Genomic DNA, 11435 nt, shown 5'->3' on the forward strand with positions numbered 1-11435 from the left:
ACCGGAACGGAGAAAGGCCGACTCCTGAGGGATCAGCGTGCGTCTTGAGACCCTGGACGGAGCAAAGCGAAGGAAGCGGCTCAAGCCACGCCCCTCGGAAAGCGTGCCTTTCGGAGTGCAGGGAAACGGGGTGAGATAGTTATGTCCAAGCCTCTTTTATAGTATGTACTTCTCACAACAACATCCGCAAATACTTCTCAAAATTCACTCCCGCCTCTACCGGTGTATCGTATAAAGCAGTATCTTCTATGGCAGCTAGCAAAAATTCCTTTGCAAGCGTGATCGCCTGTTCCGTGCTCACCCCACGAAGTCGGCTGCCCATCAGTACCGATGCGAATAAATCACCAGTGCCTGAATAACTTTTGCCATTGTACGGCACCGTAGTGAAGAGTGAATCCGTCTCGTTAATATACATATTGCCGATAGAATGTTGCCGGCTAGGTGGTTGGATTCCTGTAATGATAATTTCAGCGCCGGTTGATAGTTGGAGTTGTCTACCTGCGTCCTCTATGCTCTTCAAGTAATCCTGTTCATCCATGCAACTGTGCAATACATCATAGCTATAACCGGTCAGCAAACAGCATTCCGTAATGTTCGGCGTAATAATATCCGCCCGCGCGACAAGAACCTTCATTTGATCAAGAAGTTCTTCGTCGAAATTATCATACGCTTTCCCATTGTCACCAAGCACCGGATCCACGAGCAAAAGCGTCCGATCAGTATAAAAACTTTCGAGAAACGTGAGGATTTGGTGAATTTGCTCTTTGCCCGTAATATAACCGGTATGAATGCCGTCAAATGAAACATTGAGCTTCTTCCACTCCTCCATATAGCGCGGTATGACATTCGTAAGATCATGACAGTAATAGCTCGGATATTCTGTTTGTGCAGACAGAACCGCTGTAGGCAATGGACACGCTTGCACGCCCATTACGGAAAGTACAGGAATCGCGGTCGTGAGTGAACATTTACCGAATGAAGACAAATCTTGAATAATTGCAACCTTTTTCATAGGGAATCCTCCGTAAATTGCTATGTATTATACGTATCATAGCATAAAGAATGTAGTGGATTGTTGTGAGAGAACTAGTTCATTTATTACATATCATTTTTTCGATAAACGAGAAATTTTCAGAAGGTGTATCAAGCATATTTTATAATCAAATATCATGGGTTACAATACAGAGCAGGGAGGGTATACATATGATCAACCGAACGTTTCGAGTCGTTGAGGTGATGAAAGCGAATGAAAATAAACAAGACATACAAACTCAGAAAACAAAAGAAAGTAGGTAATATCTTGGTTAATAATAATGAAGATTATTCTAGCCATTTCTCAGAAGAAAAGTTTTGGGATAAAATTCTTAAGTTTGGTAAAAAAGCAGGAGTGAAGTTAACGTACGGGGCTCTATTACTATTCTATACATTTAAAAAGCCAACAGTTCCGAAGAAGGTAAAGTCTACTATTTTGGGTGCTCTAGGATACTTTATACTACCGGTAGATCTTATACCAGACTTCACACCGATCGTGGGATATTCCGATGATTTGGCGATCGTTGTGGGAGCATTGCTAGTCGTAGCTACGTATATTGATGCAGATACAAAACAACTCGCAAAAAATAAAGTGACTGACTGGTTTGGTGAAAATGCTATAAAAGATACCGATTCCTTGGATGATGAAATGGAAAAGACTATACAAAGTAGGAGAGAGAAGAAGGAGATGAAGATAGAGAATAAGAAAGTGAAGAAAGAGAATAGGGAAATTAAAAACATCCCCAATGAGTAAATACTCATTTGGGATGTACAAGTGTACCTTTTTTAATGTACTGATTAAATAGTATAGGCAGTTATATAAGCATAACATATTAAAAAAATAAATATTGTATTTATTGCGATGAATAAAAAGATTATGTGAATATATAATTAAACGTTCACTTTTCTATGATATCATGGTTTAATAGTAAATAACTTACTAGTTAGAAAGTGAGGAGAGAGTATTGAGGATTCGAAGTTCACTTCCGTTATATGATGAATTCATTTTGAGTTTAGTATGTTATGAGTCTCGATGAAAAGGAGGAAAGGTATAATAATAGAATGAAATGATCTCTCCGACCAACATTCATTGTAAGCGGTTTCAAAAAACCTCGAAACAAATCCATACCCTCACTTCAGAAACAAAAGCACGTCTCGTAATAGAAAATTTCACTAAAAAGAAATCATTCATGAAATGTAAAAATTAGCGATGTTGCTAACTAAAAAGGGAGTTTTGGAAAATGAAGAAATTCATACTGATGATCGTACTACTAGCTGTATCTGTATTAGTACTTGCCGCTTGTGGTGCCGATGATGAGAAAGCATCAGAAGGTACTGAAGATCAAGGCTATAAATTAGTGAATGAAGGAAAATTCACATTTGCTGCAAGCGGGCTGTACAAACCATTTAGCTTTGAAGAAGACGGTAAACTTACAGGCTTTGATATAGAAATCGGAAATGCGCTTGCTGAGAAAATGGGACTTGAAGCGAACCCCGTGACGAATCCATTTGAAACGATTTTACAAGGTCTAGTTGGGAATAAGTTTGACGCAATTATTGCTTCTATGGCGTATACAAAAGAACGTGCAAAGCAAGCGGACTTCACCGAGCCTTACTATTATTCAGGTGGAATGATTTTCGTTGCAAAGGATAATAACGAAATTACATCTCCCGAAGATTTAGATGGAAAGAAAATTGGCGTAGTAGCTCAGTCTACATATGAAGAACCTGCAAAAGAATTGTCGGATGATATCCAGTATTACAGCAGTGATGTAGTGGCTTTAAAAGATTTAACAGTTAAAGGTCGTTTAGATGCAGTAATCACTGCGGACATCGTTGGTTATGAAGCGATCGACAATGGATTTGAAATTAAAGAGATCGATAAGCCGATGTGGGTAGAACGACCTTCCATCGCGGTAAATAAAGAAAATCCAGAATTAACAAAAGCGCTTGATGAGGCATTACAAGAGATGATAGACGATGGGACGTATGAGGAAATTTCAGATAAATGGTTTGGTCGAAATTTACTTAATATTGATTTAGAAGGTGTCGAGTTATTGGAGTAATACAATCTCCAACCATTTTTTAGAAAGTTGGTGTGCCGGTGCCTGAGTTTTTACTAACATTTTATGACGTATTCAAAAATACGTACAAAGGATTTTTACAAGCAGGTTTACTAACCATTGAAATCACGGCGATCGCAGTTGTAATCGGAGTGGTCTTAGGTGTCATTTTCGCCCTTATGAAGATTTCAAACTCCAAAATACTACAGACGATCGCGAATATTTATATAACACTAATTCGCGGAACACCGTTAATTGTACAAATAATGTTTCTATACTTCGGTATCACATCGATTATCGTGTTAGATAACTTTTGGGCAGGTGCTATTGCGTTAGGTGTCCATAACGGTGCATACATTGCAGAAATCTTCCGTGGATCTATTCAAGGAATTGACAAAGGGCAACGAGAAGCAAGTCTTGCACTAGGGATGAATAGTTCATTGACGATGAGACGGATCGTCTTTCCGCAAGCTTTACGTCGTGCGATTCCGCCGCTCGGAAATCAATTCATCATTACATTAAAAGATTCGTCACTAGTCTATGTCATTGGTGTATCTGAAATGTTTGGTGTGGCAAATCGTGTAGCTGCTTCTAACTTTAAACAATTCGAAACGTTTCTCGTAGTGGGTCTTTATTATCTTATTCTCGTTCTTATTTTTAGCGCTCTATTAAGATGGTATGAGAACAAATTGGATGTGGATAAATAATGGGGGCAGATACGATGATTAAAGCAGAAAATATTCACAAGTCATTTGGAGATTTGAAAGTGTTAAAAGGTATCGATATGGAAGTGCACCGTGGAGAAGTGGTGGTTCTCATCGGGGTCAGTGGTTCAGGAAAGAGTACCTTCTTGCGGTGTTTAAACTTTTTGGAATTGACAAATGAAGGCGTAATCACAATTGATGGAAAGCAAGTCAATCAGAAGAAAGACAATTTAGCCAAGATCCGAGCGGAAGTGGGAATGGTGTTTCAACACTTTAATTTATTTCCGCACAAAACCGTCTTAGAGAATGTAATGGAAGCGCCTGTAATGGTCAAGAAAATGGATAAAGTACAAGTGAAGAAGATGGCACACGAGATATTAAAAAAGGTAGGACTATCCGAAAAAGCAGCAGTCTATCCTAATAAATTATCTGGTGGTCAAAAACAACGTGTTGCGATCGCTCGAGCACTTGCGATGGAACCGAAAGTCTTGTTATTCGACGAACCAACTTCCGCTTTAGACCCCGAACTGGTTGGGGAAGTGTTGCAGGTCATGCAAAACTTAGCGGAGGAAGGGATGACGATGATCGTCGTTACGCACGAAATGAAGTTTGCAAAAAATGTTGCAGATCGAGTGATTATGCTAGACGAAGGAGTCATCATCGAAGATTCTGATGCAGAGACGTTCTTTAATCACTCGACAAATGAACGAACACTGCAATTTCTAGAAATGGTGGACGTATAAGAACGGTAGAAAAGCTTGATTCCTTTTTCATAAGAGGCACCAGATCCCCGAACAGTATTTCATTGTTCAGAGATCTGGTGTCTTTTGCTTTACATCTACGATCTGTACTGCTCCCGTTAAATGCGTACTTCTGAGATTTCCCGGGAAACCCTATAGCGTTTCAAATTCATAAGAAACCCAATATTCGTCTAACCTATCGTAATAATTGAAACGATTATCCTTCGATGTATAGGTGTTTATCTATTCTTTGTTCTGGTCATACTGGCAGTAGAAATAGTAAGCACTATGTCGAGGAGGAATACAGTGGAAAAGAAACAACATAAACAGAACGAGAGTCAAATGGAAGAGCGAGAAATACTTACGACGCGCCAAGGGCATCCCGTCCAGGACAATCAAAACATCAGAACAATTGGTGACCGTGGCCCTGCTACGCTTGAGAATTATCACTTTATCGAAAAAATGTCTCACTTCGATCGGGAGGAAATACCTGAACGAGTAGTCCATGCAAGAGGCTCGGGTGCGTTTGGATACTTTGAGACGTATGGGAAAGCTGGGAATGAGCCAATTGAAAAGTACACCCGTGCCAAAGTCTTTTCGGGTGCTGGAAAACGAACGCCTCTAGTCGCTCGTTTTTCTACTGTAGCAGGCGCTAAAGATTCACCCGAAACTGCACGAGATCCACGAGGGTTTGCGGTGAAGATGTATACAGAAGATGGCAACTGGGACTTGGTGGGTAATAATTTGAAGATATTTTTCATTCGGGATGCGATGAAATTCCCCGATATGATTCACGCATTCAAAGCTGATCCAGCTTCCAATATACCGCATCCACAACGCATGTTTGATTTTGTCTCCCGATCCCCAGAATCTATCCATATGATTACGTTTTTGTTTTCGCCATGGGGCATTCCCGCCACGTATCGTCACATGCAAGGCTCTGGTGTGAATACATACAAGTGGGTCAATGACAAAGGCGAAGCGGTTCTAGTGAAGTATCATTGGGAGCCAAAGCAAGGTATCCGTAATTTAACACAGGAAGATGCCGACGCAGTTCAGGCAAAAAACGTTGCACATGCGACGCAAGATTTATCTGAAGCAATCGAACGTAAAGAGTACCCTGAATGGGAACTTTTCGTGCAAATTATGGAAGATGGATATCACCCAGAATTGGATTTTGATCCGCTTGATAATACAAAGCTCTGGCCAGAAGAACAGTTTCCTTGGCTGCCAGTAGGGAAGATGGTGTTAGATCGCAACCCCGATGATTTCCATATGGACATTGAGCAAGCGGCTTTTGGAACCGGAGTACTTGTAGATGGAATGGATTTTTCAGACGATAAAATGCTTCAAGGCCGTACATTTTCGTATTCCGATACACAACGTCATCGAATCGGCACGAATTATCTCCAGTTGCCTGTAAATGCACCGAAAAAAGAAGTACGGACAAACCAGCAACGTGGTCAAATGGACCAACGCGATCCCCGCGAGTCGGGAGACAATCCACATATAAATTATGAACCATCCATGCTCGGTGGATTTCAAGAAGCAACAGGGGAAAGCCGGCCTCCGCACAGACCTACGTATAACGCAGCGGCAATGAGCGCGCCAATTGACCGACCGAATAATTATGGGCAAGCAGGCGAGACGTTCCGACAGTTTGAAGAATGGGAACGTGAGGAATTAATTAATAATCTTTCCGATGCGCTCGCAGCGTGTGATGTACGCATACAAAAAGCGATGATCGAACACTTCACGCAAGCGGATTATGAATACGGGCGTCTTGTACAAGCGGGTATTGAACAGAAAATAAAAGAACTGGAAGGATCGGCGGCAGAAGCTAACATCCCTGGTCGTGAGTCGGGTCAATCAAAATTTGGACAGGGCACACCTGATTCTAAAACGGCTGTGAAAGATGCAGTGGACAAAGGCCATGAAGCAGATCCTTATTGATAAAAAGGTTTAACGTCTTTTATCCAAGCTGAAATATGGTGTAAATGAAGAGTGAGTAGCATCTGTATAGGAAACAAATGTGATTGTGCAAGCAACTACATTTGTATCTTATATAGATGTTTTTTTCATTTTCCAATCCTATTTATCACTTTGACGGTTTTATGCAGAGTTTAATAAAATAAATGACAGAGTAGTTAGAATATTCATTAGAGAAATGATATACTTTATACTAAGTAGTGTCTGTAGATGATTGCACTGAATGAGTAACATGTGCAGAAGATGCAAGTGGAACTAGAGTAGAATACTTGTTTTCATGATAAAAATTTCACTTACAACCCGCTAAAAAGATTGGGAGGTGAAGTTGTGAATAAGAACTTTTGGATTCCATTAATAGTTTCATTTGGAACGATGATAGTACTCTATATAATAGGCTTTATAGCGAATATAGATAGTCTTATATTTAATATTTCACTCTCGCATACGGAAATTTCACTAGTACCGATCGGTGTTGGCATAGTCATGGGGTTTATTAGTGAACGGATAATCAAATCAAAATCACATGCCAATAAGTCTTAAATTAGAGCTTGATCTGGCATCGCACGTAGAGTAGTAGTTAATTTTTTAAAAAATGCAAGTAGATATTTATGGTGAAGTATGTAGTGGCTACCGTTGTTCAACGAGTAGAGTACGAAAAAAACCTAATATGTAAAGGGGGGCACAGTGCATGAATATCTCTAAAGTAGATGAAATCAATAGTCTTTATCGAAGATTAATAGACACGTGGAACAACCGTGATGCAAATGGAATGGCTGAACTATTTACAGAACAAGGCATTCAAATTGGTTTTGATGGAAGTAAAATGGTTGGACGAGAGGATATCTTATCGCATCTCGCATCCATCTTTGAAAATCATCCCACTGCACCTTTTGTAACTAAAGTGAAAGACGTTCGGGCAATAGGAACAGATACGGCAATCGTACAAGCTATAGCAGGGATGATTCCACCTGGAAAAACAGATATTGAGCCCACAGTAAACGCCCTTCAAACTCTCGTCACAGTTAACAAAGACGGCAATTGGAAAATTGAGCTCTTCCAAAATACGCCCGCTCAATTTCATGGGAGACCAGAATTAGTTGAGCAAATGACAGATGAGTTAAGGCGATTAATTAACGAATGATAAAGTCGTAACCGCGTCATGTAATTTGGCCATGAAGTGGAGAAACTTAGCTTCGTGCTAATCATTATCTATCCCTATATATATTCTTTAAGAGCGAGCAAGTTTTTGTCCCAATATGGTCCAAAGAAACTAAGCCAGCCCCTTAATTCAATCAACGGCTCGGAATTAAGCATAAAGCGGGTTTCATGTCCAACCCTCTGACGTCTGACAAGACCTGCATTAAAAAGAATATGAAGATGCTGATTTATTGCTGTGCTGTTTATAATGTAGAAACTGCTTCCCATACTTTTCCAAGCCGCGCATTGAGTATGACGATTTTACGGATATCTTCTACTTTTTCTTGTGAATTCATGATTCATACTTCTGATCCGAATATAGATAATTGGTATCGGTATAAATAAATATGACTATTTGATTAAACATCATTACTTAAACAAACACGAGAGTTTGGCTCGAGGCGCTCTGATTTCCATGTTGCTGACGAATATCTGCTACGCGTATCGGATGACTGATTGGATTCATTGAAGCATATAGATTGAAGGTGATTGATCGAAAAAGGCGAATGAGTAAAGTAGGGGGGAATATACATGAATAATGGACAAGCTCAACCGAACGAGAATGCTGGGAAGAAAGAGTATATCGAAACACCTGTTAAAACGATTTTCAGTAAATTTGCCAACCAAAAAGACGTGACCTTTATATACGGAGAGCCGATTGAACTTGGTTTGCAAAAAGTAGTCCCTGTGGCGAAAGTTAAATATGCAGTAGGTGGGGGTGGTGACGGTAGTGGAGGAGAAGGTGGAGGCGGTGCTTTCACGATTAAACCCATTGGCGTATATGTAATTACACCAGACCAGGTGAAGTTTGAGTCTACGTTGGATGTGAAGAAACTCACTGCGTTGACTGTGGTTGTTGGTGGAGTTCTAGGTTTATTGGCACTTTGCAAAGGGAAATGAACGAAGCTCGAAAAAGTTATAGCTGTTCGATTTGTTCCATTCATTACGCTAATCTAATTTATGAAATCAGAACTTTTAGAGCGTGTCTTCTAGGTAACTTACTAACCTAGAAGACACGCTCTATTATTCAACACCCTATGGACTATGGAAAGGGGAGCTGTCTCATTTCGGGCTTGTACTTTTCCGTGAGTAGCAAAATCTAACGCTTTTTCCATAAATTAAATCCCTTCCGCTTCTTCACTTTCCTTTTTTCAATGGGAACGTTCGGTTTAGGTGCGGGGTTGTATGCCTCTGCATAAAGACCCGAATAGGATTTATACCACTGGAAAATATGCTCGACAATAACTTTGATGACAGCATAAGCCGGAATCCCTAAAATAACACCTGGCACGCCGAATAATTTCCCAGCTGTCAGCAACACGATAATAATAGTTACGGGATGTATTTTCAAATTACTACCTAAAATCAACGGTTGGATCAATCTACCTTCAAGTGCTTGTTCAACGGCAAACACAATAATGACTTTCACCAACATGAAAGGTGAAGATGCTAATGCAATAATGACAATCGGTATAATCGCAAGGAACGATCCTAAATAAGGAACTAAGTTTAGGACTCCTGCTACGATCGCAAGTAGAACGGCATACTCAAGGCCGACAATCGCTAAACCAATCCAGAACATTAATCCTACAAAAAACGCTACTACTAATTGCCCACGGATATATTGACTGATTTTCGTATTGATTTCTTTTAATACTCGATACGTAGTGGCACGCATCTTCGTCGGCAACAGTTTCATCGTATGATACGGTAAATCACGTCCGTCTTTCAATAAAAAGAATAAAAGAATCGGCATAGTGAGCAATGCGATGACCACATTAGTCACAGTTCCGAGTATGCTACCGATACCCGAGAAAGCAGAATCCATAAAGCCTTTCGATTGTTCTGTTATCGAGTCTATAATACTTTGATCAATATCGTCCAACTTACCTTGCAATTGAGAAAATAGATTACTACTTAATAAGCTCTCAAATTGTTCCAATAATCGAGTCCGATATTCCGGCCAGTTTTGAATGAGGCTCGTAGCTTGCTCGCGAATAATCGGAATCAGTATGATCACACCCCACGCAACTAATCCACTGATGACCACAAAGACTAGTCCGATACCCCAAACACGCTTGATCTTCTTTCTTTCCATCATATCGATCAATGGATTCAATAGGTAAAATAGAATCCCTGCCATGATGATAGGTAATGCCACTACACCGAGAAACTCTCTTACAAAATGAAACATATACATCACTTTCGAAAAAACTAGGAAGTTCAATAAAATCAATAGTGAAATCAATAAGATAGCTACTACTTTATTATCCAAAAACCAGTTTCGAAACCAAGTAGTCACAGTACGCATTTTTTCGTTTTCCATAACCTGCACCTCTTCTCGTGAAATAACTTGGATTCAACATCCACCTTATGTCTCACCAGAAATCCGTTCGCTAGTATCTACATCTTGACCCGCCAACCGCTTTTCAAAAGTCTTCCGCCAGCTAGGGGACAACTCTTCAACTTCCAGCAATCGACGAACCGATTCCAAGTCATGCTTGTCCTGATGCATCAGCCGATTCGCTTCCGCTACTGAAATAGCATGTGCTTGGCGTGTTAACGGAACTAACCGATCGGTCGGCGAAACCATACCTTCTTGCAACACGCGGAAATAAAAGCCCGTAAAACCTGTATCCTGTACAAGAAGCGGCAAATCTTTTCGGTCATAGACAAGCGCCAACTTAAAACAAGGCTGGCGAGGCTGACTCACTTGAACAATCGCTTCGCCAAGCTGAAAGGAGTCACCAATACAAATTTCTTCCTCTGTCATCCCTGTTATCGTAAGGTTTTCGCCGAACGCTCCGTACGGAAGCGTTCTCTCCAATGTGCGTTCCCAATGAGGATAATGTTTAGTTGGATACACACAAACTGCTTTATGAACACCACCGTGATGAACGAGATCTCCCTGACCATCTCCAATGAAGTGTACAGAGGATAAAAAAACCGCTTGCTGCACCCGCTCTTTGAAAAAGCCGGTCGTAACAGATTTCTTTCCAAAAACGATATCTTTAGGTTTCCCTACATTTAATGAAAGAATCTCCACCTTATTCATGGAATCAACCCCCAGTACAATCAATATATCACTTGGATATAAGTGTATCACTATCACTAGAACTTGTTAAATATCTTTCGGGATCTACTCTTCGTCTTTATCCAACACTTCTATACATGTTCAAACTAGTAAACTAGAGAGAGTACGCCAGACTTTAAAATGAAAGAAAACCATACGCCATAAACTATATCGGAAGGTAAGCCCAATGAAATTAAAACGATCCACGTTACAACCACATCCACAAGAAAGTTGGATGACATATCTCCCATCGTTGTCACGACACTTTATCGAAGAATTATAGAATGGAGCGAAGGAGTAAGCGTCTCAGGTGTACATGGCCTCTCGGGTCCTGCATTGCTAAACTTCCGCGGACAGTTGGAAGCCTACTTAGCTTTCACATACATTCTTCAAGACGATTCATTGCTAGAAGACCGATCCAAGGCATAACCTCTCGCTCGTGTATATAGTGTATTGGCAGTCGATGCCCATAATTAGTCCATATTTGTCGGAATAGAAAGCAGTTGTTTGCCTATCGTGGTGCCGTGGACTAACCCCTGCATCATTAATTCTTTTATAGTTTCAAATCCAAGCAATCCAGTTCCACCCAATACAAATACTTTTTTCATCCTCTTGAATAACCTCTTTACTTTCTACC

At 40.4% G+C, this 11435-nt stretch carries 12 protein-coding genes; 8 read left to right on the forward strand and 4 right to left on the reverse strand.

The window, feature by feature from the left end; all coding sequences use genetic code 11:
• Positions 1 to 172: 172 nt before the first annotated feature.
• Positions 173 to 1012 (reverse strand): pyridoxamine kinase, encoded by an 840-nt coding sequence (locus CSV80_RS11470; protein WP_099670977.1) that lies wholly within the window; start codon positions 1010 to 1012, stop codon positions 173 to 175.
• A 288-nt stretch (positions 1013 to 1300) separates the two neighbouring features.
• Between CSV80_RS11470 and CSV80_RS11475 the strand changes: the two genes are divergently transcribed.
• From CSV80_RS11475 to CSV80_RS11515, 7 genes are all read left to right on the forward strand, one after another.
• Positions 1301 to 1786: a YkvA family protein gene (locus CSV80_RS11475; protein ID WP_233201585.1), complete on the forward strand. Its 486-nt coding sequence runs from the start codon at positions 1301 to 1303 to the stop codon at positions 1784 to 1786.
• Between the two features lie 487 nt (positions 1787 to 2273).
• Positions 2274 to 3098 carry a transporter substrate-binding domain-containing protein gene (locus CSV80_RS11480; RefSeq protein WP_099670979.1) on the forward strand — a complete coding sequence of 275 codons (825 nt, stop codon included), beginning with the start codon at positions 2274 to 2276 and terminating at the stop codon, positions 3096 to 3098.
• A gap of 38 nt (positions 3099 to 3136) precedes the next feature.
• Positions 3137 to 3802, forward strand: a complete 666-nt coding sequence (locus tag CSV80_RS11485; protein ID WP_099671056.1) for an amino acid ABC transporter permease — start codon at positions 3137 to 3139, stop codon at positions 3800 to 3802.
• Between the two features lie 14 nt (positions 3803 to 3816).
• Positions 3817 to 4542, forward strand: coding sequence for an amino acid ABC transporter ATP-binding protein (locus CSV80_RS11490; protein WP_099671057.1), 726 nt, complete (start codon positions 3817 to 3819; stop codon positions 4540 to 4542).
• A gap of 339 nt (positions 4543 to 4881) precedes the next feature.
• A complete protein-coding gene (locus tag CSV80_RS11495) occupies positions 4882 to 6492 on the forward strand; it encodes a catalase (RefSeq protein ID WP_099671058.1) in 1611 nt (536 codons plus the stop codon).
• A 724-nt stretch (positions 6493 to 7216) separates the two neighbouring features.
• Positions 7217 to 7669: an SgcJ/EcaC family oxidoreductase gene (locus CSV80_RS11505; protein WP_099670981.1), complete on the forward strand. Its 453-nt coding sequence runs from the start codon at positions 7217 to 7219 to the stop codon at positions 7667 to 7669.
• 587 nt (positions 7670 to 8256) lie between these two features.
• The gene (locus tag CSV80_RS11515; protein ID WP_099670983.1) at positions 8257 to 8625 is read left to right on the forward strand and encodes a spore germination protein GerW family protein; all 369 of its coding nucleotides are present in this window, start codon (positions 8257 to 8259) and stop codon (positions 8623 to 8625) included.
• A 199-nt stretch (positions 8626 to 8824) separates the two neighbouring features.
• Here the strand turns inward: CSV80_RS11515 and CSV80_RS11520 are convergent, their stop codons facing one another.
• Positions 8825 to 10051, reverse strand: a complete 1227-nt coding sequence (locus CSV80_RS11520; RefSeq protein WP_099670984.1) for an AI-2E family transporter — start codon at positions 10049 to 10051, stop codon at positions 8825 to 8827.
• 45 nt (positions 10052 to 10096) lie between these two features.
• On the reverse strand, positions 10097 to 10780 hold the full coding sequence (locus CSV80_RS11525; protein WP_099670985.1) for an MOSC domain-containing protein: 684 nt from the start codon (positions 10778 to 10780) through the stop codon (positions 10097 to 10099).
• 249 nt (positions 10781 to 11029) lie between these two features.
• Here CSV80_RS11525 and CSV80_RS17360 point away from each other — a divergent pair, with 249 nt between their 5' ends.
• On the forward strand, positions 11030 to 11227 hold the full coding sequence (locus CSV80_RS17360; RefSeq protein ID WP_143560488.1) for a hypothetical protein: 198 nt from the start codon (positions 11030 to 11032) through the stop codon (positions 11225 to 11227).
• Between the two features lie 44 nt (positions 11228 to 11271).
• Here the strand turns inward: CSV80_RS17360 and CSV80_RS18040 are convergent, their stop codons facing one another.
• Positions 11272 to 11406 (reverse strand): hypothetical protein, encoded by a 135-nt coding sequence (locus CSV80_RS18040; RefSeq protein ID WP_255407653.1) that lies wholly within the window; start codon positions 11404 to 11406, stop codon positions 11272 to 11274.
• Between the last annotated feature and the right edge of the window lie 29 nt (positions 11407 to 11435).

Source organism: Sporosarcina sp. P12(2017) (assembly GCF_002743035.1).
Classification (GTDB): Bacteria; Bacillota; Bacilli; order Bacillales_A; family Planococcaceae; genus Sporosarcina; species Sporosarcina ureae.

What these genes read in the sequence shown, in the direction of transcription:
- CSV80_RS11520 (WP_099670984.1), bottom strand. Translation starts at nt 10,051, where the DNA reads ATGGAAAACGAAAAAATGCGTACTGTGACTACTTGGTTTCGAAACTGG.
- CSV80_RS18040 (WP_255407653.1), bottom strand. Translation starts at nt 11,406, where the DNA reads ATGAAAAAAGTATTTGTATTGGGTGGAACTGGATTGCTTGGATTTGAA.
- CSV80_RS11480 (WP_099670979.1), top strand. Translation starts at nt 2,274, where the DNA reads ATGAAGAAATTCATACTGATGATCGTACTACTAGCTGTATCTGTATTA.
- CSV80_RS11495 (WP_099671058.1), top strand. Translation starts at nt 4,882, where the DNA reads ATGGAAGAGCGAGAAATACTTACGACGCGCCAAGGGCATCCCGTCCAG.
- CSV80_RS11470 (WP_099670977.1), bottom strand. Translation starts at nt 1,012, where the DNA reads ATGAAAAAGGTTGCAATTATTCAAGATTTGTCTTCATTCGGTAAATGT.
- CSV80_RS11515 (WP_099670983.1), top strand. Translation starts at nt 8,257, where the DNA reads ATGAATAATGGACAAGCTCAACCGAACGAGAATGCTGGGAAGAAAGAG.
- CSV80_RS11490 (WP_099671057.1), top strand. Translation starts at nt 3,817, where the DNA reads ATGATTAAAGCAGAAAATATTCACAAGTCATTTGGAGATTTGAAAGTG.
- CSV80_RS11525 (WP_099670985.1), bottom strand. Translation starts at nt 10,780, where the DNA reads ATGAATAAGGTGGAGATTCTTTCATTAAATGTAGGGAAACCTAAAGAT.
- CSV80_RS11505 (WP_099670981.1), top strand. Translation starts at nt 7,217, where the DNA reads ATGAATATCTCTAAAGTAGATGAAATCAATAGTCTTTATCGAAGATTA.